The organism is Roseateles oligotrophus (genome assembly GCF_014204525.1).
Lineage (GTDB): Bacteria > Pseudomonadota > Gammaproteobacteria > Burkholderiales > Burkholderiaceae_C > Paucibacter_A > Paucibacter_A oligotrophus_A.
Window position 1 is genome coordinate 51107 of the sequence record NZ_JACHLP010000007.1, and the last position, 25835, is coordinate 76941.

Annotated in this window: 28 protein-coding genes; 16 read left to right on the forward strand and 12 right to left on the reverse strand. The window is 64.0% G+C overall.

What is annotated here, in order from left to right:
• Window positions 1-83: 83 nt before the first annotated feature.
• From HNP55_RS17090 to HNP55_RS17105, 4 genes are all read right to left on the reverse strand, one after another.
• Window positions 84-428 carry a TIGR01244 family sulfur transferase gene (locus HNP55_RS17090; RefSeq protein ID WP_184302048.1) on the reverse strand — a complete coding sequence of 115 codons (345 nt, stop codon included), beginning with the start codon at window positions 426-428 and terminating at the stop codon, window positions 84-86.
• A gap of 21 nt (window positions 429-449) precedes the next feature.
• On the reverse strand, window positions 450-896 hold the full coding sequence (locus tag HNP55_RS17095; protein ID WP_184302051.1) for a GatB/YqeY domain-containing protein: 447 nt from the start codon (window positions 894-896) through the stop codon (window positions 450-452).
• 179 nt (window positions 897-1075) lie between these two features.
• Window positions 1076-1288 (reverse strand): 30S ribosomal protein S21, encoded by a 213-nt coding sequence (rpsU, locus tag HNP55_RS17100; protein ID WP_007833691.1) that lies wholly within the window; start codon window positions 1286-1288, stop codon window positions 1076-1078.
• A 180-nt stretch (window positions 1289-1468) separates the two neighbouring features.
• On the reverse strand, window positions 1469-2698 hold the full coding sequence (locus tag HNP55_RS17105) for an NAD(P)/FAD-dependent oxidoreductase (RefSeq protein WP_184302054.1): 1230 nt from the start codon (window positions 2696-2698) through the stop codon (window positions 1469-1471).
• A 389-nt stretch (window positions 2699-3087) separates the two neighbouring features.
• On the opposite strand from HNP55_RS17105, the gene HNP55_RS17110 reads away from it, so the two are divergent.
• Window positions 3088-4110, forward strand: coding sequence for a GGDEF domain-containing protein (locus HNP55_RS17110; protein ID WP_184302057.1), 1023 nt, complete (start codon window positions 3088-3090; stop codon window positions 4108-4110).
• 11 nt (window positions 4111-4121) lie between these two features.
• Here the strand turns inward: HNP55_RS17110 and HNP55_RS17115 are convergent, their stop codons facing one another.
• From HNP55_RS17115 to nth, 4 genes are all read right to left on the reverse strand, one after another.
• Entirely contained in the window at window positions 4122-4583 is a 462-nt protein-coding gene (locus HNP55_RS17115; RefSeq protein WP_184302060.1) for an EVE domain-containing protein, read from the reverse strand.
• A gap of 258 nt (window positions 4584-4841) precedes the next feature.
• Window positions 4842-5177, reverse strand: a complete 336-nt coding sequence (locus tag HNP55_RS17120; protein ID WP_184302063.1) for a cell division protein ZapA — start codon at window positions 5175-5177, stop codon at window positions 4842-4844.
• Complete coding sequence (locus tag HNP55_RS17125) at window positions 5174-5440, reverse strand: DUF904 domain-containing protein (RefSeq protein ID WP_409993753.1); 267 nt, start codon at window positions 5438-5440, stop codon at window positions 5174-5176. Before HNP55_RS17125 ends, HNP55_RS17120 begins: the two co-directional genes overlap by 4 nt.
• Window positions 5409-6053 carry an endonuclease III gene (gene nth, locus HNP55_RS17130; protein ID WP_184302068.1) on the reverse strand — a complete coding sequence of 215 codons (645 nt, stop codon included), beginning with the start codon at window positions 6051-6053 and terminating at the stop codon, window positions 5409-5411. Before nth ends, HNP55_RS17125 begins: the two co-directional genes overlap by 32 nt.
• Before the next feature lie 95 nt (window positions 6054-6148).
• On the opposite strand from nth, the gene HNP55_RS17135 reads away from it, so the two are divergent.
• The 4 genes from HNP55_RS17135 to HNP55_RS17150 all read left to right on the forward strand — a co-directional run bounded on the left by HNP55_RS17135 (window position 6149) and on the right by HNP55_RS17150 (window position 9808).
• Window positions 6149-7594 carry an ArnT family glycosyltransferase gene (locus tag HNP55_RS17135; RefSeq protein ID WP_184302071.1) on the forward strand — a complete coding sequence of 482 codons (1446 nt, stop codon included), beginning with the start codon at window positions 6149-6151 and terminating at the stop codon, window positions 7592-7594.
• A gap of 92 nt (window positions 7595-7686) precedes the next feature.
• Window positions 7687-8622, forward strand: a complete 936-nt coding sequence (locus HNP55_RS17140; RefSeq protein ID WP_409993754.1) for a glycosyltransferase family 2 protein — start codon at window positions 7687-7689, stop codon at window positions 8620-8622.
• Entirely contained in the window at window positions 8619-8996 is a 378-nt protein-coding gene (locus tag HNP55_RS17145; protein WP_184302076.1) for a GtrA family protein, read from the forward strand. The genes HNP55_RS17140 and HNP55_RS17145 overlap by 4 nt, the downstream gene beginning before the upstream one ends.
• An 11-nt stretch (window positions 8997-9007) precedes the next feature.
• Window positions 9008-9808, forward strand: coding sequence for a ChbG/HpnK family deacetylase (locus HNP55_RS17150; RefSeq protein ID WP_184302079.1), 801 nt, complete (start codon window positions 9008-9010; stop codon window positions 9806-9808).
• Between the two features lie 17 nt (window positions 9809-9825).
• Here HNP55_RS17150 and rsxB read toward each other — a convergent pair whose 3' ends face one another.
• From rsxB to HNP55_RS17165, 3 genes are all read right to left on the reverse strand, one after another.
• Complete coding sequence (gene rsxB / locus HNP55_RS17155; RefSeq protein WP_246448512.1) at window positions 9826-10491, reverse strand: electron transport complex subunit RsxB; 666 nt, start codon at window positions 10489-10491, stop codon at window positions 9826-9828.
• Window positions 10492-10559: 68 nt separating this feature from the next.
• A complete protein-coding gene (locus tag HNP55_RS17160; RefSeq protein WP_246448489.1) occupies window positions 10560-11930 on the reverse strand; it encodes a polyhydroxyalkanoate depolymerase in 1371 nt (456 codons plus the stop codon).
• Between the two features lie 263 nt (window positions 11931-12193).
• Entirely contained in the window at window positions 12194-13396 is a 1203-nt protein-coding gene (locus HNP55_RS17165) for an amino acid aminotransferase (protein ID WP_184302082.1), read from the reverse strand.
• 205 nt (window positions 13397-13601) lie between these two features.
• On the opposite strand from HNP55_RS17165, the gene uvrB reads away from it, so the two are divergent.
• From uvrB to tsaD, 9 genes are all read left to right on the forward strand, one after another.
• Complete coding sequence (uvrB, locus tag HNP55_RS17170) at window positions 13602-15716, forward strand: excinuclease ABC subunit UvrB (protein ID WP_184302085.1); 2115 nt, start codon at window positions 13602-13604, stop codon at window positions 15714-15716.
• Window positions 15717-15900: 184 nt separating this feature from the next.
• Entirely contained in the window at window positions 15901-16434 is a 534-nt protein-coding gene (locus HNP55_RS17175; RefSeq protein WP_184302088.1) for a Fe-S cluster assembly transcription factor, read from the forward strand.
• A gap of 29 nt (window positions 16435-16463) precedes the next feature.
• Window positions 16464-17678, forward strand: coding sequence for an IscS subfamily cysteine desulfurase (locus HNP55_RS17180; RefSeq protein ID WP_184302091.1), 1215 nt, complete (start codon window positions 16464-16466; stop codon window positions 17676-17678).
• 32 nt (window positions 17679-17710) lie between these two features.
• Window positions 17711-18106, forward strand: a complete 396-nt coding sequence (gene iscU, locus HNP55_RS17185) for a Fe-S cluster assembly scaffold IscU (protein WP_184302094.1) — start codon at window positions 17711-17713, stop codon at window positions 18104-18106.
• A gap of 9 nt (window positions 18107-18115) precedes the next feature.
• Complete coding sequence (gene iscA / locus HNP55_RS17190; protein WP_091724270.1) at window positions 18116-18439, forward strand: iron-sulfur cluster assembly protein IscA; 324 nt, start codon at window positions 18116-18118, stop codon at window positions 18437-18439.
• An 80-nt stretch (window positions 18440-18519) separates the two neighbouring features.
• Window positions 18520-19038 (forward strand): Fe-S protein assembly co-chaperone HscB, encoded by a 519-nt coding sequence (gene hscB, locus HNP55_RS17195; protein WP_184302096.1) that lies wholly within the window; start codon window positions 18520-18522, stop codon window positions 19036-19038.
• A 3-nt stretch (window positions 19039-19041) separates the two neighbouring features.
• A complete protein-coding gene (hscA, locus tag HNP55_RS17200; protein WP_184302099.1) occupies window positions 19042-20898 on the forward strand; it encodes a Fe-S protein assembly chaperone HscA in 1857 nt (618 codons plus the stop codon).
• 39 nt (window positions 20899-20937) lie between these two features.
• Window positions 20938-21276 (forward strand): ISC system 2Fe-2S type ferredoxin, encoded by a 339-nt coding sequence (gene fdx, locus HNP55_RS17205; protein WP_184302102.1) that lies wholly within the window; start codon window positions 20938-20940, stop codon window positions 21274-21276.
• Window positions 21277-21291: 15 nt separating this feature from the next.
• Window positions 21292-22332: a tRNA (adenosine(37)-N6)-threonylcarbamoyltransferase complex transferase subunit TsaD gene (tsaD, locus tag HNP55_RS17210; RefSeq protein WP_184302105.1), complete on the forward strand. Its 1041-nt coding sequence runs from the start codon at window positions 21292-21294 to the stop codon at window positions 22330-22332.
• Here tsaD and HNP55_RS17215 read toward each other — a convergent pair whose 3' ends face one another.
• Window positions 22333-22776, reverse strand: coding sequence for an Hsp20/alpha crystallin family protein (locus tag HNP55_RS17215; protein ID WP_184302107.1), 444 nt, complete (start codon window positions 22774-22776; stop codon window positions 22333-22335).
• A 351-nt stretch (window positions 22777-23127) separates the two neighbouring features.
• Between HNP55_RS17215 and rpsO the strand changes: the two genes are divergently transcribed.
• Both rpsO and pnp read left to right on the forward strand, forming a co-directional pair.
• Complete coding sequence (gene rpsO, locus HNP55_RS17220; RefSeq protein ID WP_184302110.1) at window positions 23128-23397, forward strand: 30S ribosomal protein S15; 270 nt, start codon at window positions 23128-23130, stop codon at window positions 23395-23397.
• A 286-nt stretch (window positions 23398-23683) separates the two neighbouring features.
• Window positions 23684-25819, forward strand: coding sequence for a polyribonucleotide nucleotidyltransferase (gene pnp / locus HNP55_RS17225; RefSeq protein ID WP_184302113.1), 2136 nt, complete (start codon window positions 23684-23686; stop codon window positions 25817-25819).
• Window positions 25820-25835: the final 16 nt, after the last annotated feature.

Consider the following 25835-nt stretch of genomic DNA (forward strand, 5'->3'; position numbering starts at 1 on the left):
GGCCTGTCGCCCCCGCCGCTCAATTGGGCCTGAAATTGCCCCTCTTCAGGGAAAGCACCGAGGGTCAGGCTGGTGCCTCGATCTCAAAGTGCCGAGGCGGCCATGAATAGCCGGGTCGAGCGAGCGCCCGAACGGCAGAAGGCCAGCACGGGTTTGGGCAAGCTGTCCAGCAGGGCACGGAAGGCCGCGATCTCTTCCGGCGACTGATAGCCGCCCTGCACCGGCAGGTGCTGGTAGGCCAAGCCTGCGGCCGCAGCGGCCGCGGCCATCTGCGCGCTGGTGGGTTGATCGGGGCCGCCTTCGAAATCGGGGCGGTTATTGATCACGCTGCGAAAGCCGGCCGCAGCCGCTGCCTGCATCGCTTCCGGCAGGAGCTGGGGAGCGACGCAGAACTCGGGTGCGACGGTTTGGATGGGCAACAAGCTCATGCGAGGCTCCCTCTGTTTGTATCAGTTGCTCAGGGCTTTTTTGACCGCGGCAGACACCAGGCCCATATCGGCCTTGCCCGCCAATTGCGCCTTGACCGCGCCCATCACCTTGCCCATATCGGCGGCACCCTTGGCGCCCAGTTCGGTGACGATGGCGGCGACGGCGGCAGCAATTTCTTCGGCCGACATGCGCTGAGGCAGATAGGCCTCCAGCACGGTCAGCTCGATGGCCTCCTTGTCGGCCAGATCCTGGCGGCCACCGGCGATGAATTGGGTGATGGAATCCTTGCGCTGCTTGACCAGCTTGTCGACGATGGCGATCAAGGCCACATCGTCCACCACCACACGCTCATCCACTTCCTTTTGCTTGACGGCTGCCAGCAGGCCACGGATGGTGGTCAGCTTGTCGGCTTCCTTGGCACGCATGGCGGCTTTCATGTCTTCGGTGATGCGGTCTTTCAAGCTCATGGTGATTCCTCGTGTTGGGTTTGGATTTGAATGTCGGATGAGAAGGGAGGCAAGCGCAAAACAGGCGCAAAAAGAAAAAGCCCGCGACAGCGTCCTGTGCGGGCTTCTTCTGGAGAGCTGTGCAAGCTCAAGGAGGCTTGTTGCCGTGGGGCTTCAAGCTCCCGCTGACTCTTGCGAGATCAGTACAGCTTCTTGGGCAGCTGCATGCTGCGAACGCGCTTGTAGTGACGCTTGACGGCGGCTGCCTTCTTGCGCTTGCGCTCTGCAGTGGGCTTCTCGTAAAACTCGCGGGCGCGCAGGTCGGTCAGCAGGCCCAGTTTTTCGATAGTGCGCTTAAAGCGGCGCAGTGCCACATCAAACGGCTCGTTCTCTTTGACGCGAATCGTGGTCATGAAAAGGTAGTTCCTTCAATATGCGCTCGGTGTCCGCCGTCCACTTCTCAAAACATCGAAACTAGTTTTGAGAAATGTCTGAAACAGCGAAAGAATCGAAAGGTTCCGGATTTCGCTTCAGTCGTGTTGCGAATCGACGCGCAGGGTTTGCCAGCAAAGAGGAAGATTGTAGCCTGAAAATCATTGGTTTGACAAATTCATGGGCAATGAATTTGCACAGGCTGCGGCGCTGGCCCAGGCCCACTGAAAGTTGTAACCGCCCAGCCAGCCGGTGACGTCCATTACTTCGCCGATGAAGAAGAGGCCGGGCACGCGTTTGCTCTCCATGGTCTGGGAGCTGAGCTCGCGGGTATCGACGCCGCCGCGCATCACTTCGGCCTTGCGCCAGCCTTCGCTGCCATTCGGCGTGAGTTGCCAGGCCTGCAACTGCTGGGCCAGGTTTTGCAGGTCTTTGTCCTTGCATTCGGGCATGCTGCGTTGGCTGTTCAGGCCCAGGCGCTCGATCCAGGCCTGCGCCAGGCGCTGCGGAAACAGGGCGGCCAGCACATTGCCCAGCTGGCGTTTGGAGTCGCTTTTGGCACCCATCAGCTGTTCTTGCAGGTTCTGCTCGGGCGCCAGGTCGATCTGCAAGGCCTGCCCCTCTTGCCAGAAGCTGGAGATCTGCAGAATCGCCGGGCCGCTGAGGCCGCGGTGGGTGAAGAGCAAATCCTCCAGGAAACGGCCTTTTTCCTTGCCTTTGCCGGTGCTCACCACCACGGGCAGGGACAAGCCGGACAAGGCCGAGAAGGGCGCCCACTGCTGCGCATCAAAGGTCAGCGGCACCAGGGCCGGGCGGGGCTCGACGATGGCGTGGCCAAAGCGTTGTGCCAAACGCAGGCCCCAATCGCTGGCGCCAATCTTGGGGATGGACAGGCCGCCGGTCGCGATCACCAGCCGGGCGGTCAAGACCCGGCCGCGGCTGGTGTCGAGCTCGAATGCGGGCTCGGCATCGGTGGCGGTTTCCATTCGGCGCACATCGGCCACCGTGCAGGGCTGCCAGCGCTGTACCCCACCGGCCTCGCACTCGTCCAGCAGCATGCGAATGATTTGCTCGGCGGAGTCGTCGCAAAAGAGCTGGCCCTTGTGCTTTTCGTGAAAGGCGATGCCATGCTTTTGCACCAGGGCGATGAAGTCTTGCGAGCTGTAGCGGGCCAGGGCCGAGCGGCAAAAAGCCGGGTTGTTGGAGATGAAGTTGGCCGGGCCTGCGTCGCGATTGGTGAAGTTGCAGCGGCCGCCGCCCGAGATGCGGATCTTCTCCGCCACTTTTTCCGCATGGTCAATCACCAGCACGCGCAGGCCGCGCTGACCGGCCAGGCCGGCACAAAACAAACCGGCGGCACCGGCGCCAACAACCACCAAATCAAACTGCATGGGTTTTCTTTTTGCTCGCGGAAGAAAGAGCCGCGAAAAGGCTTCGCGGGATGGCGCTATTGTCCGGTGGAACTTGCGCTGGCAATTCGGGCCTGAAACAGTGGATGTTCTTTTGATTGCCTGGGGGGCTTGGCGCGCATGATGTGCCCTGGCATTCGCGGCTGGCATTTCGCACCTGAATGCAACACCCACGCAAAGTTTTTTCTGTATTCGCCTGTAAACCCGCAGGGGCTTGGATACCATGCCGCGACACTGCCAATCTAGGGGGAGCCAGCCGGCCCAAGCTCTGGCCCTCTTGATCATGCGATGCCATGCCATCTACATTCGATGCATCGCTGCTAAGTTCTGCGGCAAGGCTTGTTTGTCGGCCCCGGTTTTATTGAGGATTCATGGACATTTCAGCCGCTTCGCACGATGAGGAAACACCCCAGCCGGGCAGCCTTGCTCTGTGGTTGCGGACGCATGCTGAATTGGCCCAGGGCTTGGCTGTCAAACTGCTGAGTTTGACCGAGCCGCTCAACACTTTTGCCGCCATCAAAGCCGTCTCGAATGGGCGTTATGTTTTCGCCAGCGGAGGTCTGGATCAGCTTTTTGCCAACAAGCCCGTGGTGGGTAGTAATGACAATGACTTGATGCGCAGCGAAGACGTGGTGGCCATGCGACGGGTCGAGCAGGCGGTGATGGCCCAGGACTCGGTGGTGGTGAGCGAGCATCGCTTGGAGCTGGCAGGGCGCCGACGTGAGTTCACCGTCACCCGCACCCCGGTTGGCAAGGAATTCTTGCTGTCCGTCTGGCATGAGCGCACCGAAGAGCGCCATCGCGAATCCCATCTGCAAAGAGCGTTATTGCAGATCGAGCAGCAGCAAAAGGCGCTGGAGCAGATTCGGCGCGAATTGCAGCAGGGCAGTGGCCGGGACGATATGTCGGGCCTTTACCTGCGCCCGCAGTTTGACGACCAGCTCTTGCGCGAGATCGATTTGTCCACCCGCGAGCACCGGGAGTTTGCCCTGGTCATCATCGCCTTGGATCCCTTGCCCGCCACGATGGAGGCCTTGGGCGAGGCGGCGCAGGAGCGTTTGCTGGAAGGCATGGGCCGCATGCTGCGGGCCAATACCCGCGCCATGGACGCGGCCTGCCGCATCGGCGAATCGCAGTTTGCGGTGCTGCTGTCGGGCGTGGGCCTGGCGACTGCTCATGCCCGCATGGAGCAGTTGCGCCGCCAGTGCACGGCGCAAATCATCGTGATGAATGGCCAGGACATGGGCCTGTCTCTGTCCATGGGCGTCTCCAGCTTTCCGCATACCGCCTCCAAGCAAGACGAGTTGCAAGCCGCCAGCGAGGCCGCGGTGCGTGAGGCCCAGCGGCGGGGCGGCAATCAGGTGGTGCTGGCGTCCATCCCTTTTGAGCTCTGACGCTGGCGGCCCTAGTCGGCCAGCAGCTCTTGCAGGGCCCGCCATTCCTCGGTGCTAACGGGGGTGATCGACAGACGGTTGCCCGCTTGCAGCACCCGCATGCTTTGCAGCCTGGGTTCGGCGCGCATCTCGGCCAAGCTAAGCAAGCGCGTCTTGCGGCCAAAGCGGACATCCACATGCAGCCAGCGCGGCGCCTCGGGCTTTGATTTGGGGTCGTGGTAAGGGCTGTTCGCGTCGAATTGCGTGGCGTCCACATAGGCGGCACTGGCGACTTCAGCAAGGCCGGCGATGCCGGGTTGTGGGCAGGACGAGTGGTAGAACAGCACGCCATCGCCCAAGGCAAAGGCGTCGCGCATGAAGTTGCGCGCCTGGTAGTTGCGCACGCCCACCCAGGGCACGGTTTGATTGGGCGCGCGGGCCAAATCATCGATCGAGCACTCTTCGGGCTCGGACTTCATCAACCAGTAGTTCAAGGGCTTGGCCTTTGACCGATGGGGTGGGCAGAAAGTGGGGGGTGTCCACCGCGAGCCGTGAGCCGCATTCCTGAACCGGGGGTTCAGGGGGGCGAGGTCAGCCAAGCTTCGGGTTCATCTGACGCGAGATGATCACACCTGCAGAGGACATATTCCAAGCCCAAGCTCGTAGAGCATTGGTTCAAGGAAATATAAGACTCACGCAAACGCAGTGGACAAGGGCGATTCTAAGGCCTGGCGTTAGCGTCGCCGGCAAGATCAGAGCAAATGCCCGTCATGCTCCAGGGCCTCGTCGAGGCGGCGCATCAGGCCGTCCAGATCGGGCAGGCGGCCGAGGTCTGGTGCGGCGGCTTGAGCGCTGGCCTCGGCTTGTGCCGCAGGCGCGGCCGTGCCGCCGTCTTCGGCCAATTGATAGGCCAGATTCAAAGCAGCCAGCACGGCGATGCGTTCGCGGGCCTTGACCTTGCCGCCGTCGCGGATGGCGCACATCTCGCGATCCACCTGGCTGACCGCTTCGGCCAGTGCGGCCTCACCGCCTTCGGGGCAGCCCAGCAGATAGCTCTGGCCCATGATGGTGACTTCCATCTGCTTCATGAGTTGGGGTTCTTTCCGGCTTCGTTGTCGACGGGCAGGCGCTCCAGCAAGGCGTCGATGCGCCCGCGTGCCGCGTTCAGGCGGGAGCGCAAGCTGTCGCGCTCCTGGCTCAAATGCAATACCTGCTCTTGCAGCAAGGCATTGGTGCGTTTCAGTTCATCGTGTCGCAGCAGCAAACGCTCAACGCGTTCCAGCAGATCGGTGAGGCTTGGCATGGCTTCCCGTGGCTTTCTAGTCAAGGACTGATTGTAGGCGGCGGCCATGATCGCACTGGCTTGAAACCGTGCAGGCGCTGCACAAAGGCTGGCGTGCCTTGCAGACATAGCGGCCGTGCAGAATCAGCCAGTGATGGGCATCCACCATGAACTCGGCCGGGATGCGCTTGAGCAAGCCCATCTCCACGGCCAGCGGTGTCTTGCCGGGGGCCAGGCCCGTGCGGTTGCTGACTCGGAATAGATGCGTGTCCACGGCCATGGTGGGTTCGCCAAAGGCGACGTTCAGCACCACATTGGCGGTCTTGCGGCCCACGCCGGGCAAGGCCTCCAGGGCCTCACGGCTGCGCGGCACTTGGCCGCCATGCTGTTCGACCAGGATCTGGCATGTGGCCATCAGGTGTTTGGCCTTGCTGCGGTACAAGCCTATGGTGCGGATGTATTCGCTCAGGCCCTCCAGGCCCAGGGTGAGGATTTTTTGCGGTGTGTTGGCCACCGGGAAAAGCCGCCGCGTCGCCTTGTTGACCCCCACATCGGTGGCCTGGGCGGACAGCAGCACGGCGCTGAGGAGCTCGAACACGCTGGCGTATTCCAGTTCGGTCTGGGGCGAGGGATTGGCCGCTCTCAGGGTGGCGAAGAAGGTTTGGATCTGCTGGGCGTTCATGGTCGGCTATTGTCCTCTGCGGCCGAGCTTGCAAGCTCAGGCATGATGGCGCCCCTTGCTGCTTGCAAAACAAGATTGATTTTTTCGCTCGTTCCATGAATCTTTCCAAAGACATGCGTCTGTCCGTCCGGCCCTGGCTCTGGGTGCTGGCCCTGATCCTGCTGCTGCGCCTGCTGAGCCTGGCCACCATGCCGCTGACGGATCACACCGAGGCGCGCTACGCCGAGATTGCCCGCCTGATGGTTCAGCTGGGTGACTGGGTCAGCCCGCACATCACGCCCGCCGAGGTCTTCTGGGCCAAGCCCCCTTTATCAACCTGGAGCCAGGCCCTGAGCATGCAGGCCTTCGGCATCAGCGAGTGGGCGGCGCGTCTGCCGGCTGTTGGTTGGAGCCTGATGAGCCTGGCCGCCCTGGCCTGGATGTTGCGCGGCAGCCTGAGCCGCTTGCAGATCGCCGCCGTCCTGACCCTGCTGAGCCTGAGTCCCTTGTTCTTCATCAGCGCCGGCGCGGTGATGACCGATGCCACGCTGGGTGCTTGCGTGATGCTGGTGCAGGCGGCCTGGTGGCGGGTCTTGAACAGCGAGGGCAGGGCGCGCCAGCAGGCCGCCCGCATTCTGGGTCTGGGCATGGCTCTGGCCTTGCTGACCAAGGGGCCGGCCGCGGCCGTGCTGGCCTTGCTGCCCATTCTGATCCATGCTGCTTGGCGCAGGCATTGGGCGGTGGTGCTGACCGTGCTGCGCGACCCTTCGGTGTGGCTGATCTGCCTGGGCCTGTCCCTGCCCTGGTACATCGTTGCCGAAATCAAGACGCCGGGTTTCTTGCAGTACTTTGTGCTGGGCGAGCATGTGATGCGCTTTCTGCAGCCCGGCTGGAAGGGCGACCGCTATGGCTTCGCCCATGCCCAGCCGCTGGGCATGATCTGGGCCTTCACCCTGGTCGCGGCCTTGCCGGCCGTGCTGCTCCTGCTGGCGCGCCTGCCCTTGTTGCGCTGGCGCCAGGGGGCGGGCAGCCTCAAGCGGCAGTTGCAGGCCTCGGGTGGCGTGGAGCTGGCTTGTTATGCCCTGTGCATCGTGCTGGCGCCGCTGCTGATCTTCAGCGCCTCGCGCAATCTGATCTTCACCTATGCCATGACGGCCTTGCCCGGCCTGGCCTTGCTGGCGGTGACGGTGTTGCCGGAGCGGGCCTTGAGCGGAGCCAAGGCCTGGGGCCTGGCCCTGCTGTGGACGGCGCTTTACGCCTGGGCTTTCTTCGTCAAGCTGCCCGAGGTGGGCCAACAGCATTCGGACAAGCCCCTGATCGATGCCTACCGCGCCGCCTGCCCGGCCGAGGACTGCGCGCTGCGCTACGAAAGCAAGCCGCCGTACTCGGCCTTTTTCTACACCCAGGGCCGCTTGTACGCCGGCCTGCCCGGTCGGCCGGGTGCGCCGGCCTTCAAGGTGCTGCCGGTCGAGAAAAAATCTTCACGCCCCAGCGATGCGCTGGTCTGTAACAAGGAACAATGTCTGCTGCGCGACGAGGGTGTCGCGGCTGGTCCACGCTGATGCAACAAGCTATTTCTACCTCCCCCACCATTGCTCCGCCTGTAAGCTCTTCCGCGCTGACACGCGGGCGCGGCCTGCCCGGGCTTTTGTCCGTGGTTTTGCCGGCCTTCAACGAGGCGAAGAATCTGGCCTGGTTTCTGCCGGAGTTGGCTGCCAAGCTGCAAGGCCAGGCGCGCCGCTTGGAATTGCTGGTGGTCGACGATGGCAGCAAGGACGAAACCGCGCTGGTGGTCCATGGCCTGATCCAGCAAGGTTTGCCGGTGCGCTTGCTGCGCCTGTCACGCAATTTCGGCAAGGAGGCGGCGCTGTCGGCCGGCCTGGACGCGGCCGAGGGCGATGTGGTGCTGACCATGGATTCCGACGGCCAGCATCCCATTGCCACGGCGCTGGAGATGCTGCCCGCCTGGCGCGAGGGTTTTGACGTGGTCTACGGCGTGCAGACCGGGCGGCGCGCTTCCCAGTCCGCTTCCCGGCGCGGTTACACCAAGTTTTTCTACTGGTTGATGCAGCGCGATTCGCGCTTTGAGCTGCCCTCGGACGCCGGCGATTTCCGCCTGCTGGACCGGCGCGTGGTGCTGGCCTTGCGCAGCCTGCCCGAGCGGGCCCGCTATATGAAGGGCTTGTTCGCCTGGGTGGGTTTCAAATCGCGCGCAATCGACTTCGTGCCCGATGCCCGCGCCCATGGCGAGACCAGCTTCAACTTCATGCGCCTGCTGTCCCTGGCCGTCGTGGGGCTGACGGCCTTCAGCAAGGTGCCGCTGCGCATGGTGTCCCTGCTGGGCTTTGTGGTGTCGGCGGTGTCGGTGTTCTTCGGCTTCTGGATCATTCTGGAGAAGACCTTGTTCGGCAACCCGGTCTCCGGCTTTGCCACGCTGGCCGCCTCCATCACCTTTCTGGCCGGTGTGCAACTGCTGTGCCTGGGCATCATTGCCGAGTATCTGGGCCGGGTGTTCGACGAGGTCAAGCAGCGCCCGCTCTATCTGGTGCAGGAGTTGACACCCCCGCTGGACGCGCCGGAGGAGTTGTGAAGTCTCTGCTCTGGTTTGGCGTGGTGGGCGCCTCGGCCGCGGCCGTGCATTTCGGCGTGGTCTGGATCTTGGTCGAGAACTGGGCCTTACCGGCCCTGGCGGCCAATGTGGCCGGCTTTCTCCTGGCTTTTGGCATTAGCTTTGCGGGCCACCATCGCCTGAGTTTCGCCGCGCAGCAGGCCACGGTGCGCGAGTCCCTGCCCCGTTTTGCGGCCGTGGCCGTGCTGGGTTTTGCCAGCAATGAGTTGCTCTACGCCTTGCTGCTAGGCCTGGGCATGGAGTACCGCCTGGCCCTGTTGCTGGTGCTGGTCGGTGTGGCCGCCATGACCTGGATGCTCAGCCGCTTCTGGGCCTTCCGCACGAGGGCGGCATGAAGGGGGCGGCCTTGAAGCGCATACAGATCTGCGCCGATGACTTTGCTTTTGACGATGCGATCAGCCAGGGCATTCTGGAGTGCCTGGATGCCGGTCGCATCAGCGCCACCAGCTGCATGGTCTTGTCGCCGCTCTGGTCGGCCTGGGCGCCGGCCTTGCGTGAACGGGTCGGCGGCGCCGACTTTGGCCTGCATCTGGACCTGAACGAGTTTGCCGACTATGCGCCCGGCCGAGCCCTGTCGGGCTGGATTGGCCAGGCCTACGCACGTCGCCTGGATGCGCAGCAGGTACAGGCCTGGGTGAATACCCAGTTGGATGCTTATGAGGCCGCCATGCAGCGGGCGCCGGATTATCTGGATGGTCATCAACATGTGCACCAGCTGCCCCAGGTCCGGCAGGCGGTGCTGTCCGCCCTGAGTTCGCGTTATGGCGAGCGCTGCGCCTTGCGCTGCACCGGCAATCAAAGCTGGCGCGGAAGCAAGGCCGCCGTCATCGCGGCCCTGGGTTCGGCCGCGCTGCGCCGCGGGGCCCGGCAGGGTGGGCTGCGCTGCAATCGCGACTTCGCCGGCGTCTATGACTTCGGTCCCGAGGCCCAGTTTCCGCAGCTGGCCGAGGCCTGGCTGGCCTCGTTGCCGGATGGTGGCCTGATGATGACGCACCCGGGCCGGGCCGCCGCCACCCAGACGCGGGCCGACCTGATACGGGGCGCACGCGCGAGCGAGCGAGCCTTCTGGCTCAGTGCCGAGGCGGGCGAGATGCTGGCCCGTCTGTCGGTTCAGTTAGGGCTTTCCGAAGACTGGCCCAAGGCCTGAGTGCCTGAGCTTGGGGTTCAGGCCTGCGCTTCGCGCTTGGCCCGGGCGCGGGCCAGGGCTGCCGCTATGGTGGCTTTCTTGCGCGCCACTTCATCGGGCTCGGCATTCTTGGTGACTTCGGCGGGATTGCTGCTCAGGCCTTCCAGCTTGTGCTGGGCCTTGAGCAGCAGGCGGGCCTCGTTCTCCGCCGGCGCGCGGGCCGTGCGGATCTGATGGAATTCGTAGCGCTGCCGCGCCTGATCCGCCAGCAAGGGGCTCCAGGCGTCCCAGCCGGTCTGTTCACCGCTGATATTGAGCAGGCTGATGCAATCCACCGGGCAGGCCGGCAGGCAGAGCTCGCAGCCGGTGCATTGCTCGGCCACGATCAGATGCATGGCCTTGGGCGCGCCGACGATGCAGTCCACCGGGCAGGCCTTGATGCATAGGGTGCAGCCTATGCACCAGTCCTCGTCGATCACGGCCAGCAGGCGGGGCGCCTCCAGGCCGTGCTCGGCACTGAGCGCGGGCACGGGGTTCACGCCGGTGATGGCGGCTAAACGCCCCACGCCGACGGCGCCACCTGGCGGGCATTGGTTGATGGCGGCCTCGCCCCGGGCGATGGCCTGGGCGTAGCTGTGGCAGTCTGGGTAGCCGCAACGCGTGCACTGCGTTTGCGGCAGCGCGGCGTTGAGGCGTTCGATCAGCCTGAGTTGTGGGCCGGCAGCGGCGCCAAGCTCAGGCTGGACAGGGGCGGGGAGGGGGGTCGGGAGAGTCAAGCCGTACTTTTCTTGGCACGAGCCGGGCGCTTGGGCGCCTCGATCTGGCGGGTGCTGGCTGCGCTGCCCGTTGCCGCCTTGGGCTGAGCGGCCGCGGTTTTCTTGGTGGCAGCGCCCACGGCATTGGGGTGGTCGTATTTGAGAATGAAGTTCTTCACCTCGGGGTAGATGTTTTCGCGCCAACGGCGGCCCGCAAAGATGCCGTAATGGCCGGCACCGAGGGCGTCGTAATGGAATTGGTGTTCGCTTGCGACGCCCGAGCACAAATCATGGGCCGCGCGGGTCTGGCCGGTGCCGGAGATGTCGTCCAACTCGCCTTCTATGGTCAGCAAGGCGGTCTGGCTGATGTCTTGCGGACGCACCAGCTGGCCATTGACCATCCAGGTGCCGTTGACCAGGGAGAAATCCTGGAACACGACACGAATGGTTTCCAGGTAGTACTCGGCCGGCATGTCCAGCACCGCGTTGTACTCGTCATAGAACTGGCGGTGCGAATCGGCGCTGTCGTCGTCGCCCCGCACCAGGTCGAGGAAGTAGTCGTAATGCGAGCTCAGATGGCGATCCGGGTTCATGGCCACAAAACCGGTGTGCTGCAAAAAGCCTGGGTAGACCGCACGGCCCGCGCCCGGAAAATTGGTCGGCACGCGGTAGATCACATTGTTCTCGAACCAGCTGTGGCTGCGGTTCATGGCCAGATTGTTGACGGCCGTGGGGCTCTTGCGGGCGTCGATGGGTCCGCCCATCATGGTCATGCTGCGTGGGGTCGGCTCGCCGTTCGAGGCCATCAAGGAGATGGCGGCCAGCACCGGCACGGTGGGCTGGCAGACCGAGATCACATGGCAGTCCGCGCCGATGTGGCGGATGAACTCCTGCACGTAGGCGATGTAGTCGTCCAGATGGAAGGGGCCGACTTCCAGCGGCACCATGCGGGCATCGGTCCAGTCGGTGATGAAGACCTTGTGATCCTTCAGCAGCTGGCGCACGGTGTCGCGCAGCAAGGTGCTGTGGTGGCCGGACAAGGGAGCGACGACCAGCACGGTGGGCTGGTCCTTCATCTTGCTCAGCACGCCCGGATCGTCGGTATAGCGCTTGAAGCGCAGCAGGCGGCAAAAGGGCTTGCTCACCGGCACCAGTTCCTGCACGGCCACTTCAACGCCGTCGACCTCCACGCCACGGATGCCGAACTCGGGTTTTTCGTAGTCTTTGGCCAGGCGGTGCATCAGGTCCAGGCCGGCGGAAACTCGCTGCGACATGGGCGTATGAGCAAACGGGGACAGCGGGTGGCTGTAGAGCTTGGCCGAGGCGCTGGCGAACTCCGAGAAGGGGCTCATCAGCGCGCGCTGGGTTTCAAAAAGTTGATACAGCATGGGATGGACTCTGGCTTTCGGGGTGGGCAATTCTGGCCATGATGCCAGAATTTGTGCGCTGCAGCATTTTATCAAAATCCTGCGGTGAAACTGACAACTCGCTGACGCCAAAATGGCGAATCTGCTTGTGTTCTAGGCTAACCGGCAAAACTGATTTAGTCATCCCCGCAATGGCCCGAACTCCGGCGGAGTTGCCGCCTTGTTTTGAAAAGAAGAGTCTGGGGGCCCGCCGCAGCGGGCCCTGTCTCGGCCAGGGCCCGAACTCAGCCGCGCATCACCGCGGCCATGGCCTGCGCCACCTGGGGCAGGTTCTGCTCGTTCAGCGCGGCCACGCAGATGCGGCCCGAGTCCACGCCGTAGACGCCGAACTCGCTGCGCAAACGCTGCATCTGAGCGGCGTTCAGGCCCGAGTAGCTGAACATGCCTTTTTGGCGAGTGACGAAGCTGAGGTCTTGATCCACGCCAGCGGTCTTCAGTGCCTCGACCAGGGCGCTGCGCATGGCGCGTATGCGCAAGCGCATGCCGGCCAGCTCTTCCTCCCACAGCTGGCGCAGGGCGGGCGTGCCCAGCACCAGGGCCACCACCTGGGCGCCATGGGTGGGCGGGTTGGAGTAATTGGTGCGGATGACGATCTTCAATTGGCTGAGCACGCGGCCGGCTTCCTCGGCCGAGGCGCAGACCACGCTCAGCGCGCCCACGCGCTCGCCGTAGAGCGAGAAGCTCTTGGAGAAGCTGGTGGAGACGAAGAAATCCAGACCCGCGGCCAGGAATTGCTGGATCACCGCGCCGTCCTCGGCAATGCCTTCGCCAAAGCCCTGGTAGGCCATGTCCAGGAAGGGCACCAGTTGGCGGGCCTTGACCGTGGCCACCACCTGCTCCCACTGCGCGGGGCTGAGGTCATAGCCGGTCGGGTTGTGGCAGCAGGCATGCAGCACGATCACGGTGCCGGCGGTGGCGGTGTTGAGCGACGCCAGCATGCCGTCGAAGTTGATGCCTAGCTTGGCGGCATCGTAATAGGGGTAGCTGCCGACCTGGAAGCCGGCATTGCTGAACAGGGCGCGGTGATTTTCCCAGCTGGGGTCGGAGATCAGCACCTGGGCGTCGGGGTTCAGACGCTTGAGGAAGTCGGCGCCTATCTTCAGGCCGCCGGTGCCGCCAATGGCCTGCACGGTGGCTACGCGCTTGGCCTGCAGCACGGCGCTGTCGGCGCCAAACACCAGGCCCTGCACGGCCTTGTCATAGGCCGCGATGCCGTCGATGGGCAGGTAGCCGCGCGCCTTGGGATCGGCCTGCATGGCGGCCTCGGCCTGGGCCACACAGCGCAGCAGGGGCAGCTTGCCGTTTGCGTCGAAATAGACGCCGACGCCCAGATTGACTTTGGCAGGGTTGGGATCGGCGTTGAATTGCTCGTTCAGACCCAGGATGGGGTCGCGGGGGGCCATTTCGACGGCGGCGAACAAAGACATGGGAAGGCTTCCTGACAGGACGTTGGCAATAGCGGAGGGAGTCGGCGTGACTGCGGCTGGCAATATCTGGCCAGGCAGCCGACGCAAGGGCTTGGCCTGCGCTAACCTGTCGGGTTGCGCGGCGCCGAGATTTTAGGCCTTGCCGGGCCGTGTTTTGTTCCCGGCCCGCGAATGCCGTGATAGTCAAGACCCAGGAAAACGACGTATGCAGGACTCATCATCAGTCAGCCTCAGTGACGAAACCAAGGAATCCGCCGAAGGGCCGAAGGGTGAGTTCGTTTCTTTCGAAGGCTCGCCCTTCGAGCTGTTTCAGCCCTTTCCGCCGGCCGGCGATCAGCCCACGGCGATTGCGCAGCTGTGTGAGGGCATCAACGATGGCCTGAGCTTCCAGACCCTGCTGGGCGTGACCGGCTCGGGCAAGACCTACACCATGGCCAATGTGATCGCCCGCCTGGGCCGGCCGGCCATCATCTTCGCGCCCAATAAAACGCTGGCGGCCCAGCTCTACAGCGAGTTCAGGGACTTCTTCCCGAACAATGCGGTCGAGTACTTTGTTAGCTACTACGACTACTACCAGCCCGAGGCCTATGTGCCGCAGCGCGATCTTTTCATCGAGAAGGACAGCGCCATCAACGAGCACATCGAGCAGCTGCGCCTGTCGGCCACCAAGAGCCTGATGGAGCGGCGCGATGTGGTGATCGTGGCCTCGGTCTCGGCCATCTACGGCATCGGCAACCCGGCCGACTATCACCAGATGGTGATGACGCTGCGCAATGGTGACAAGCTGGGTCAGCGCGACGTGATCGCTCAGCTGATCCGCATGCAGTACACCCGCAACGAGGTGGAGTTCAGTCGCGGCGCTTTCCGGGTGCGGGGCGACACCATCGACGTCTTCCCGGCCGAGCACTCAGAACTGGCCCTGCGCATCGAGCTGTTCGATGACGAGGTCGAGACCTTGCAGCTCTTCGATCCCCTGACCGGCAAGGTGCGGCAGAAGATCCCTCGTTTCACCGTCTACCCCAGCAGCCATTACGTGACCCCACGCGAGCGGGTGCTGGCCGCCATGGAGGGCATCAAGGAGGAGTTGCGCGTGCGCCTGGGCGAGTTTGTGCGCGACGGCAAGCTGGTGGAGGCCCAGCGCCTGGAGCAGCGCAGCCGCTTCGATCTGGAGATGCTGCAGGAGGTGGGTCATTGCAAGGGCATCGAGAATTACACCCGACATCTCAGCGGCGCCCAGCCGGGTGAGGCGCCGCCCACCTTGATTGACTATCTGCCGCCCGACGCCCTGATGTTTCTGGACGAAAGCCATGTGCTGATCGGCCAGTTCGGCGGCATGTACAACGGCGACCGGGCGCGCAAGACCACGCTGGTGGAGTATGGCTTCCGCCTGCCCTCGGCCCTGGACAACCGCCCGCTCAAGTTCGCCGAATTCGAGCGCAAGATGCGCCAGGCCGTTTTCGTCACCGCCACGCCGGCAACGTATGAGCAGGAGAACTCGGGCCAGATCGTCGAGCAAGTGGTGCGGCCCACCGGCCTGGTGGACCCGGAGGTGGAGGTGCGCCCCGCCACCCATCAGGTGGACGATGTGCTGCAGGAGATCCGCGAGCGGGTGGAACGCAGTGAGCGCGTCCTGATCACCACGCTGACCAAGCGCATGGCCGAACAGCTGACCGATTACCTGAGCGATAACGGCGTCAAGGTGCGCTATCTGCACTCCGATGTGGACACGGTGGAGCGGGTGGAGATTCTGCGCGATCTGCGCCTGGGTGCCTTCGATGTGCTGGTGGGCATCAATCTCTTGCGCGAGGGCCTGGATATTCCCGAGGTCTCGCTGGTGGCCATTCTGGACGCCGACAAGGAAGGCTTTTTGCGCTCCGAGCGCAGCCTGATCCAGACCATAGGCCGTTCGGCCCGCAATCTGCGCGGCAAGGCGATTCTGTATGCCGACCGCATCACCGATTCCATGCGCCGTGCTATCGACGAGACCGAGAGGCGTAGAGCCAAACAGTTAGCCTTCAATGCCGAGCATGGCATCACGCCGCGCTCGGTCGTCAAGCGCATCAAGGACATGATTGACGGCGTCTACTCCGAGAAGTCCGGGCGCGACGATCAGAAGCTCTTGCAGATGGCAGCGGTGGAGGACTTGTCGGAGAAAGACCTCAGCAAGCGCATGGCCTTGCTGGAGAAGCAGATGCTGGAGCATGCCCGCAATCTGGAGTTCGAAAAAGCGGCCCGGGTGCGCGATCAGCTGGCCCAGCTGCGCGAACAGGCCTTTGGCGCCGTGGTGCACGACCATGTGCCGCCCGCGGCGCGTGCCTGAGAACACCCCGTTTCCTGAGCGGGCAAAGGCTGTGCCCGGCAAGCCTGCCAGTAATTGAGTAAAATGGTCGGAAATAAGCCAGGGTATACCCGGCGCCGCCTTTGCGGGTGGCCGCCGGCCCTGGCGGGCTTCACCCACGCTTGCCTGTGCTGCCCCATGGTCTTGTGGACCGAAGGAGAGTTCGATGCGCCTTACCACCAAAGGTCGTTTTGCCGTCACCGCGATGATTGATCTGGCCCTGCGTGAAAACGGCGGGCCGGTGGCGCTCGCGGCCATCAGCCAGCGCCAGCAAATCTCTTTGTCCTATCTGGAGCAGCTGTTCGGCAAGCTGCGCCGCCACGAGCTGGTGGAAAGCACGCGCGGCCCCGGTGGTGGCTATTCCCTGGGCCGCAAGTCCAGCGAGATCACCGTGGCCGACATCATCGTCGCCGTGGACGAGCCCCTGGACGCCACCGGCTGCGGCGGGCACGAAAACTGCATGGGCGAGAACACCGGCAAATGCATCACCCATGAACTCTGGACCAATTTGAACGCCAAGATGATCGAGTATCTGGACTCGGTGTCGCTGCGCAAGCTGGTCGAGGATCAGCTGGCCAAGGGCGTCACCATCGAGGAGGCCTCGATCAAACGCGCCATCTCGACGCAACCCGTGCTCAAGCCCATCCGCGTCACCGCTCCCAACTCGGTCTTTGCCCTGGGCAATGTCCTGAGCAAGTAATTCTTTCCTCTTTGTTGGCACAAGAAAAAATGACACCGCATTTCCCCATCTATATGGACTACGGCGCGACGACGCCGGTCGACCCGCGCGTTGTGAGCGCCATGGTGCCTTGGCTCAGCGAGCATTTCGGCAATCCGTCCTCGCGCAGCCATGCCTGGGGCTGGGAGGCGGAGGCGATTGTGGAGAAGTCCCGCGAGCAGGTGGCGGCCTTGATCGGCGCCGATCCGCGCGAGATCGTCTGGACCTCGGGCGCCACCGAGTCCATCAATCTGGCCATCAAGGGCGCGGCGCAGTTCTACAAGACCCGCGGCAAGCACATCATCACCCTGAAGACCGAGCACAAGGCCGTGCTGGACACCTGCCGCGAGCTGGAGCGCCAGGGCTTTGAGCTGACTTATCTCGATGTGGAAGAGAACGGCCTGCTGGACCTCGATAAGTTCAAGGCCGCCGTACGGCCGGACACGATCCTGGCCTCGGTGCTCTACGTCAATAACGAGATCGGCGTGATCCAGGACGTGGTGTCCATCGGCAATTTCTGCCGCGAGAAAGGCATCATCTTCCACGTCGACGCCGCCCAGGCCACCGGCAAGATCGAGATCAATGTGGCCGAGCTGCCCATCGATCTGATGAGCCTGGCCTCGCACAAGACCTATGGCCCCAAGGGCATTGGTGCCCTGTTTGTGCGCCGCAAGCCTCGCGTGCGCCTGGAGGCCCAGATGCATGGCGGCGGCCATGAGCGCGGCATGCGCTCCGGCACCCTGGCCACCCACCAGATCGTCGGCATGGGCGAGGCCTACCGCATCGCGCGCGAGGACATGGCGGCCGACAACGAGCGCATCCGCCGCCTGCACACCCGCTTGCTGGACGGTCTGCAGGACATCGAACAGGTGTTCGTCAACGGCGACCTGGAGAAGCGCGTGCCGCACAACCTGAACATCTCCTTCAACTATGTGGAAGGCGAGTCCCTGATCATGGGCGTCAAGGGTCTGGCCCTGTCCTCGGGTTCGGCCTGTACCTCGGCCAGCCTGGAACCCAGCTATGTCTTGCGCGCCCTGGGTCGCAGCGATGAGCTGGCGCACAGCAGCCTGCGCATGACCATAGGCCGCTTCACCACCGAGCAAGAAATCGATTACGCCATCGCCACGCTGAAGGACCGTGTGGCCAAGCTGCGCGAGCTGTCGCCGCTGTGGGATATGTACAAGGACGGCATCGACATCAGCACCATCCAGTGGGCCGCCCACTGACGGATCGCAGCAGCAAATAACAGGAGAACATCATGGCTTATAGCGACAAGGTCGTTGACCACTACGAAAACCCCCGCAATGTCGGCGCTTTTGAAAAAGGCGACGACTCGGTCGGCACCGGCATGGTCGGTGCTCCGGCCTGCGGCGATGTGATGAAGCTGCAGATCAAGGTCAACCCGGCTACCGGCTTGATCGAAGACGCCAAGTTCAAGACCTATGGCTGCGGCTCGGCGATTGCCTCGAGCTCGCTGGTGACCGAATGGGTCAAGGGCAAGTCCCTGGACCAGGCCCTGGACATCAAGAACACCCAGATCGCCGAAGAACTGGCCCTGCCGCCGGTCAAGATCCACTGCTCCATCCTGGCCGAAGACGCCATCAAGGCGGCGGTGGATGACTACCGCGCCAAGCACGCCCCGGTGGCGCAGTAAGGAGTTTGCATGTCTGTGACCTTGACCGAAGCGGCGGCCCGCCATGTGACGCGCTATATCGCCAAGCGCGGGCGCGGCGTGGGCGTGCGCCTGGGCGTGAAGACCACCGGCTGCTCAGGCCTGGCCTACAAGCTGGAGTACGCCGATGAGGTGGCGCCCGAGGACGTGGTGTTTGAAGGTCATGGCGTGAAGGTTTTGATCGACCCCAAGAGCCTGCCCTATCTGGACGGCACCGAGCTGGACTTTGTGCGCGAAGGCCTGAACGAAGGCTTCAAGTTCCGCAATCCGCGCGAGAAGGATCGCTGCGGCTGTGGTGAGTCTTTCCGCGTGTAAAGTGCCGCCTTCTTGTGAATGAGGCGCGGCGAATGACCGCGCCTTTTTCTTGCCAATCACTCAGCATCCCTTGGCCCTCCATGCAACTCAGTGACGACGATTTCAGCCTGTTCGGTTTGCCCCAGCGCTACGCGCAGGACAGGGCCGAGGTCGATGCGCGCTGGAAGGCCTTGCAGGCCCGGGTGCATCCAGACAAATTCGCCGCCGAGGGGGCCGCCTCGCAGCGCCTGGCCATGCAATGGGCCGTGCGCGTCAACGAGGCGCATCAACGCCTGCGCGATCCGCTCAAGCGCGCCGCCTATCTTTGCGAGTTGCGCGGCGCGGCCCTGCAGGCCCATAGCAATACCCGCATGCCGGCGAGTTTTTTGATGGAGCAGATGAGCTGGCGCGAGAGCCTGGACGAGGCGCGGACGGCCGCCGAGGTCGAGGCCATAGACGCCGAGGTGGCGGCCCGCGAAGCCGCTCTGCTGAACGAGGTCCAGCGCCTGCTGGACGATGAGTGTGACGCCGCGGCAGCCGCGGAGCAGGTGAGGGCGCTGATGTTCATCCATCGTTTCCGCGCCGATATCGATCAACGGCTGGACGCCCTGGAACAATAAGTTATGGCTCTTTTGCAAATTTCCGAACCCGGCCAATCGCCCAATCCGCACGAGCGCCGCATCGCGGTAGGCATCGATCTGGGCACCACCCATTCCCTGGTGGCGGCCGTGCGGCATGGCGTGGCCGAATGCCTGCCCGACGAACAGGGGCGGGTGATCCTGCCCTCGGCCGTGCGCTATCTGAGCGAGGACCGGCGCCAGATCGGCGCCGAGGCCCTGGCCGCCCAGGCCGAGGACCCGGAGAACACCGTGGTCTCGGTCAAGCGCTTCATGGGCCGCAGCCTCAGCGATATCCGCGAGGCCGGCAAGCTGCCCTATCGCTTCGAAGACACGCCGGGCATGGTCAGCTTGAATACGCGTCATGGCCTGAAGTCGCCGGTGGAAATCTCGGCCGAGATCCTGGCCACCTTGCGCTTTCGTGCCGAGGACTCGTTTGCCGACGATGTGTTCGGCGCGGTCATCACCGTGCCGGCCTATTTCGACGATGCCCAGCGCCAGGCCACCAAGGACGCCGCTCAAATGGCGGGTTTGAATGTGCTGCGCCTGATCAACGAGCCCACGGCGGCGGCCATCGCCTACGGCCTGGACAATGCCAGCGAGGGCTTGTACGCCGTCTACGACCTGGGCGGCGGCACCTTCGACATCTCCCTGCTGCGTCTGAGCCAGGGCGTTTTTGAGGTGGTGGCCACGGGCGGCGATGCGGCCCTGGGTGGCGATGATTTCGACCGTGCCCTGGCCGACTGGGCCCTGGCGCAAGCGGGCCTGCAAGCCGAGAGCAGCCACGACAAACGTGCCGTGCTGGTGGCTGCGCGCGCGGCCAAGGAGCAGTTGTCCGATGCGCAGGAGGTGTTGCTGGCCGCCGAGCTGAATGCCGGCCGCCTCAGCGTCACGGTCAGCCGCGTCAAGTTTGATGAGCTGGCCCAGCCCTTGCTGGACAAGACCCTGGCCGCCGTTCGCCGCGTGTTGCGCGATGCCCGGGTCAAGGCCGATGAGGTGCAGGGCACGGTGATGGTGGGCGGCTCGACCCGCATGCCCTGCGTGCGCCGGGCCGTCAGTGCGCTGTTCGGCCGCGAAGTGCTGGTCAATCTCAACCCCGACGAGGTGGTGGCCCAGGGCGCGGCGATTCAAGCCAATCAGCTGGCCGGCAATGCGGCCGATGGTGAGATTTTGCTGCTGGACGTGATCCCCTTGTCGCTGGGTCTGGAGACCATGGGCGGCCTGGTGGAGCGCGTCATCGAGCGCAATGCCACCATCCCGGTGGCCCAGGCCCAGGACTTCACCACCTTCAAGGACGGGCAGACGGCCATGGCCGTCCATGTGTTGCAGGGCGAGCGCGAGCTGGTCAGCGAATGCAGATCCTTAGCGCGCTTCGAGCTGCGCGGCATCCCGCCCATGGTGGCCGGTGCTGCGCGCATACGCGTCACATTCCAGGTCGATGCCGATGGCTTGCTGAGCGTCTCGGCCAAGGAGCTGGCCTCTGGCGTGGAGGCGGCCATCACGGTCAAGCCCAGCTATGGTCTTTCTGACGAGCAGATCGCCCGCATGCTGAAGGACGGCTTTGCCAGCGCCGAGACCGATATGGCCGCCCGCAAGCTGCGCGAGGCCAGGGTTGAGGCCGAGCGCATGACGCTGGCCACCCAAAGTGCCCTGGCGGCCGATGGCGATCTGCTTGGCGAGGCCGAGCGAGCCGACTTGGCGGCTTTGCTCCAGGCCCTGGCCTTGAGTGCCGAGGCCGATGACGCCGATGCGATCGATGCCGCCGTTGAGGCGCTGGCCAAGGGCACCGAGAGCTTCGCCGCCGCCCGCATGAATCGTGGCATCCACAAGGCCCTGACCGGCCGCAGCGTCGACCAAATTTGAGTGCTTGAGATCCGGCTTGCGCCGCTCCAGGAGAACCCCATGCCCATCATCAAGATTCTTCCCCACGCCGAGTACTGCCCCGAGGGGGCGACGGTTTCCGCGCCCTCCGGCACCTCCATCTGCGAGGCCTTGCTGGACAACAAAATCGCCATCGAGCATGCCTGCGATATGGTCTGCGCCTGCACGACCTGCCACGTCATCGTGCGCGAGGGCATGCGCTCGCTGTCCGAGATGGAGGAGGGCGAGGAAGACATGCTGGACCGTGCCTGGGGCCTGGAACCCGATTCGCGCCTGAGCTGCCAGGCCATTCTGGGCCAGCAGGACGTGACCATCGAGATCCCCAAGTACTCGATCAATCACGCCAAAGAGAATCATTGAGAGGGCGGGGTCGCGATGCTGGTCCTGGGTTTTGAATCCTCTTGCGACGAGACGGGCGTGGCCCTGGTGCGCGTGCCCGAGCAGGGCGCGCCTCAGTTGCTGGCCCAGGCCTTGCACAGCCAGATCAGCATGCATCAGGCCTATGGCGGCGTCGTGCCCGAGTTAGCCTCGCGCGACCATATCCGCCGCGTGTTGCCGCTGGCTCGCGAGGTTTTGGCTAACTCAAATACCGCGTTGGCCGAGATCGATGTCGTGGCCTACACCCAGGGGCCCGGCCTGGCCGGCGCCTTGCTGGTGGGGGCGGGTGTGGCGGTGGCTCTGGCGGCGGCCTTGGAAAAACCCACGCTGGGCATCCACCATCTGGAAGGGCATTTGCTCTCGCCCTTTCTGTCGGCCGATGCGCCGGAGTTTCCCTTCGTGGCCTTGCTGGTCTCGGGCGGCCACACCCAGCTGATGCGGGTCACCGAGGTGGGGCAGTACGAGATTCTCGGCGAGACGATTGACGACGCCGCCGGTGAAGCCTTTGACAAGAGTGCCAAGCTGCTGGGCCTGCCTTATCCGGGTGGGCCGCATCTGGCCCGCCTGGCCGAGGGCGGCGATGCGGCGGCTTTCGAGTTGCCGCGTCCCTTGCTGCACAGCGGCAAGCCTGACTTCAGCTTTGCCGGCCTGAAGACGGCCGTGCTGACCCAGGTCAAGCGCTTGGGTGAGGCGCCGACGGAGCAGCAAAAAGCCGATCTGGCGGCCGCCACGCAGGCGGCCATCGTCGAGGTGTTGGTGAAGAAGTCTTTGCTGGCCTTGAAAACTACCGGCTTGAAGCGCCTGGTGGTGGCCGGCGGCGTGGGTGCCAACCGCCTGCTGCGCGAGCAGCTCAACGCCGCTTGCGCCCGGCGCGGCGTGCGTGTGCACTACCCCGAGCTGAGTCTGTGCACCGACAACGGCGCCATGATTGCCATGGCCGCCGCCATGCGCTTGCAGCGCGGCATGGCCGTCTTGCAAACCGGGCCGGACGCGGGCGGTTTCGAGGTGCGCCCGCGCTGGCCCCTGGGCTCGGCTTGATCAGCTCACCGTCAGATGGCTGGGCCCTGTGGCCTGGCGTTTGACCAGGGTCAGGGTCAGCACGCCGGACTCCAGCCGGGCCGTCGAATCGCCCTGGTTCACCTCCTGGGGCAGGGCGATGCTGCGCGAGAAGCGCGTCAGGGCGCGTTCGCGGTAGAGCTGGCGGGGGCTGGCCACAGCCTCCGTCTCGGCGGGGTCAGCCTGTTCGGCATCGATATTGACGCGCCGGCCCTCGATGCTGATCTTGACGGCCGTCTTGTCCACGCCCGGCATGTCCAGCTGCAGGATGTAGGCCGTGTCGGTCTCGCTCACATCCAGAGCGGGGCTGCGCAGCGCCAGGGCGGATTCCGCACCCTGGAAAATGCGTTCGATGCGCTGGGCAATATCGCTGGCCTGGCGGGCTTGGGCTTGGCGGGCGCTGGCGTGGACGGGGAAGACAAACATGGTGAGGGCTCCTGTGAGGCTAGAGTTACGGGGCCTGCTGCGGCCCCATGCTTGCAAAAATTGGCCTCATGCGCCCGGCTTCAAGCCCCGGAAAAATATCTTCAAACCCGGGCTTGGAAGCGCGGCAAGTGGCGCCAGATGCTTTGGCTGGCCGGTGAGGCGGCCGCGACCCTCGGGCCGGCTTCCCAATCTGGTCTATAATCGACAAGTTTTGTGGTTTGAGCCACAGGATTAAGAGCACGGCTCGGGTCGGTTTCACCCGTGACCGCAAGTTGAAACCTTTGGAAACCGTTTGTGTGCTGCCGCTTTTAAGCGCAGCCCGGCGGCTTCCATCATGCAAGGAACGCAAACATGTCAGTCGCCGACATCAACAAGGCAGAAATCGTCAAGTCCAACGCACGCAGCGCCAACGACACCGGCTCGCCGGAAGTCCAGGTCGCTCTGCTGACCGCACGTATCAATGGCCTGATGCCTCACTTCAAGGCCAATATGAAGGATCACCACAGCCGTCGTGGTCTGCTGAAGATGGTCAACACTCGCAAGAGCCTGCTGGCCTATCTGAAGTCCAAGGACGCGACGCGTTACACCGACCTGATTCAAAAGCTGGGTCTGCGTAAGTAATTCACGCGTGCAAGCAAGGAGCCTGTCTGGGTATTGACGCCTGCACAGGCTCTTTGTTTTTTCAGCGATCGGATTTGCTGTCGCTGAAGCTGAAGTTTGTTTATCCGTTGTTGTACTGAGTTGAGTTTTCGGAGTTGAGCTGACGTGGCGCTGCTGTGTCATTCCAAAGCTTCTGCGGCTTGTTGTTTTACCGAATGCAGACGCACTGGAATGGCATCCCGCCAAACCCAGACTCACTCCCGGTCAAGAGGCGGGCCGCAAGCCGCTTCGCCAAAAGGAGAGAGCCATGAGCTTGTTCAATAAAGTCACCAAGACCTTCCAGTGGGGCCCCCATTCCGTCACGATGGAAACCGGCGAGATCGCTCGCCAGTCCAGCGGTGCGGTGCTCGTCAACATCGAAGGCACCGTGGTCCTGGCGACCGTGGTGGCCAAGACCGAGGCCAAGGCCGGCCAGGACTTCTTCCCGCTGACCGTGGACTATCTGGAGAAGACCTATGCCGCCGGCAAGATCCCTGGCAGCTTCTTCAAGCGTGAAGGCCGCCCCAGCGAGTTGGAGACCCTGACCAGCCGCCTGATCGACCGCCCCATCCGCCCCCTGTTCCCCGAAGGCTTCTACAACGAAGTCCAGGTCGTCGTGCATGTGCTGTCGCTGAACCCCGAGGTCCAGGCCGACATCGCCGCCCTGATCGCCTCCAGCGCCGCGCTGGCCGTCTCCGGCATCCCCTTCAACGGCCCCATCGGTGCGGCGCGCGTGGGCTATGTCAATGGCGAGTACATCCTCAACCCCGGCAAGACCGAGCTGGTGAACAGCAAGATGGACCTGGTCGTCGCCGGCACGCAAGCCGCCGTGCTGATGGTGGAGTCCGAAGCCGACGCGCTGTCCGAAGAAGTCATGCTGGGCGCCGTGGTGTTCGGCCATGAGCAAGGCAATATCGCCATCGCCGCCATCAATGAGTTGGTGCGCGATGCCGGCAAGCCGGTCTGGGACTGGCAGGCTCCTGCCAAGAACGAGCCCCTGATCGCCAAGGTCGGCGCCCTGGCCAACGAGGCCCTGGCCGCCGCCTATCAGATCCGCAACAAGCAAGCCCGCACCCAAGCTTGCCGTACTGCGGCTGCTAACGTCTTCAAGGCGCTGACCGACGAAGGCGTGGAATTCGACAAGGTCGAGGTGGAAAGCCTGCTGTTCGAGATCGAAGCCCGTATCGTGCGTGGCCAGATCCTGGCCGGCGAGCCCCGCATCGACGGCCGCGACACCCGCACCGTGCGCCCCATCGAGATCAGCAACAGCATCTTGCCGCGCACCCACGGCTCGGCCCTGTTCACCCGTGGTGAGACGCAGGCCCTGGTCGTCGCCACCCTGGGCACGGACCGCGACGCCCAGCGCATCGACGCCCTGGCCGGCGAGTTCGAAGACCGCTTCATGCTGCACTACAACATGCCTCCTTTCGCCACCGGCGAAACCGGCCGTGTGGGCAGCCCCAAGCGCCGCGAAATCGGCCACGGCCGCCTGGCCAAGCGCGCGCTGATCGCCGCCCTGCCCAGCAAGGAAGACTTCCCCTACACCATGCGCGTGGTGTCGGAAATCACCGAGAGCAACGGCTCCTCGTCGATGGCCTCGGTCTGCGGCGGCTGCCTGGCCTTGATGGATGCCGGCGTGCCGATGAAGGCCCATGTGGCCGGCATCGCCATGGGCTTGATCAAGGACGGTAACCGTTTCGCCGTGCTGACCGACATCCTGGGTGACGAAGATCATCTGGGCGATATGGACTTCAAGGTGGCCGGCACGACCGGCGGCATCACCGCTCTGCAGATGGACATCAAGATCCAGGGCATCACCAAGGAAATCATGCAGGTCGCCCTGGCGCAAGCCAAGGAAGCTCGTCTGCACATCCTGAGCAAGATGGTGGAAGCCATGGGCACGGCCAATACCGAGGTGTCGCAATTCGCGCCGCGTCTGTACACCATGAAGATCAACCCCGAGAAGATCCGAGACGTGATCGGCAAGGGCGGCGCCACCATCCGTGCGCTGACCGAAGAGACCGGCACCACCATCGACATCGGCGAAGACGGCACCATCACCATCGCCTCCACCGATGCCGACAAGGCCGCGCACGCCAAGAAGCGCATCGAGGAGATCACGGCCGAGGTCGAGATCGGCAAGGTCTACGAAGGCCCCATCACCAAGATCCTGGACTTCGGTGCCCTGGTCAATCTGCTGCCCGGCAAGGACGGCCTGCTGCACATCAGCCAGATCGCCCACCAGCGCGTCGAGAAGGTGACCGACTTCCTGAAGGAAGGCCAGATCATCAAGGTCAAGGTCATGGAGACCGACGAGAAGGGCCGCATCAAGCTGTCGATGAAGGCCTTGATCGACCGCGACGCCGCTCCCGTGGCTGCGCCGGCCGACGAAGTTCAGCCCTAAGCAGCCAACCGCGCGC

Excerpts from the sequence above, each read along its gene's own strand:
- HNP55_RS17215 (WP_184302107.1), bottom strand. The coding sequence starts at position 22,776 with ATGTTTGTCTTCCCCGTCCACGCCAGCGCCCGCCAAGCCCAAGCCCGC.
- HNP55_RS17165 (WP_184302082.1), bottom strand. The coding sequence starts at position 13,396 with ATGTCTTTGTTCGCCGCCGTCGAAATGGCCCCCCGCGACCCCATCCTG.
- rpsU (WP_007833691.1), bottom strand. The coding sequence starts at position 1,288 with ATGACCACGATTCGCGTCAAAGAGAACGAGCCGTTTGATGTGGCACTG.
- HNP55_RS17120 (WP_184302063.1), bottom strand. The coding sequence starts at position 5,177 with ATGAAGCAGATGGAAGTCACCATCATGGGCCAGAGCTATCTGCTGGGC.
- iscA (WP_091724270.1), top strand. The coding sequence starts at position 18,116 with ATGTCTGTGACCTTGACCGAAGCGGCGGCCCGCCATGTGACGCGCTAT.
- HNP55_RS17095 (WP_184302051.1), bottom strand. The coding sequence starts at position 896 with ATGAGCTTGAAAGACCGCATCACCGAAGACATGAAAGCCGCCATGCGT.
- nth (WP_184302068.1), bottom strand. The coding sequence starts at position 6,053 with ATGAACGCCCAGCAGATCCAAACCTTCTTCGCCACCCTGAGAGCGGCC.
- HNP55_RS17105 (WP_184302054.1), bottom strand. The coding sequence starts at position 2,698 with ATGCAGTTTGATTTGGTGGTTGTTGGCGCCGGTGCCGCCGGTTTGTTT.
- HNP55_RS17180 (WP_184302091.1), top strand. The coding sequence starts at position 16,464 with ATGACACCGCATTTCCCCATCTATATGGACTACGGCGCGACGACGCCG.
- HNP55_RS17135 (WP_184302071.1), top strand. The coding sequence starts at position 6,149 with ATGAATCTTTCCAAAGACATGCGTCTGTCCGTCCGGCCCTGGCTCTGG.
- fdx (WP_184302102.1), top strand. The coding sequence starts at position 20,938 with ATGCCCATCATCAAGATTCTTCCCCACGCCGAGTACTGCCCCGAGGGG.
- hscB (WP_184302096.1), top strand. The coding sequence starts at position 18,520 with ATGCAACTCAGTGACGACGATTTCAGCCTGTTCGGTTTGCCCCAGCGC.
- HNP55_RS17175 (WP_184302088.1), top strand. The coding sequence starts at position 15,901 with ATGCGCCTTACCACCAAAGGTCGTTTTGCCGTCACCGCGATGATTGAT.
- tsaD (WP_184302105.1), top strand. The coding sequence starts at position 21,292 with ATGCTGGTCCTGGGTTTTGAATCCTCTTGCGACGAGACGGGCGTGGCC.
- pnp (WP_184302113.1), top strand. The coding sequence starts at position 23,684 with ATGAGCTTGTTCAATAAAGTCACCAAGACCTTCCAGTGGGGCCCCCAT.
- HNP55_RS17090 (WP_184302048.1), bottom strand. The coding sequence starts at position 428 with ATGAGCTTGTTGCCCATCCAAACCGTCGCACCCGAGTTCTGCGTCGCT.
- HNP55_RS17125 (WP_409993753.1), bottom strand. The coding sequence starts at position 5,440 with ATGGCCGCCGCCTACAATCAGTCCTTGACTAGAAAGCCACGGGAAGCC.
- HNP55_RS17110 (WP_184302057.1), top strand. The coding sequence starts at position 3,088 with ATGGACATTTCAGCCGCTTCGCACGATGAGGAAACACCCCAGCCGGGC.
- rpsO (WP_184302110.1), top strand. The coding sequence starts at position 23,128 with ATGTCAGTCGCCGACATCAACAAGGCAGAAATCGTCAAGTCCAACGCA.
- hscA (WP_184302099.1), top strand. The coding sequence starts at position 19,042 with ATGGCTCTTTTGCAAATTTCCGAACCCGGCCAATCGCCCAATCCGCAC.
- uvrB (WP_184302085.1), top strand. The coding sequence starts at position 13,602 with ATGCAGGACTCATCATCAGTCAGCCTCAGTGACGAAACCAAGGAATCC.
- HNP55_RS17160 (WP_246448489.1), bottom strand. The coding sequence starts at position 11,930 with ATGCTGTATCAACTTTTTGAAACCCAGCGCGCGCTGATGAGCCCCTTC.
- iscU (WP_184302094.1), top strand. The coding sequence starts at position 17,711 with ATGGCTTATAGCGACAAGGTCGTTGACCACTACGAAAACCCCCGCAAT.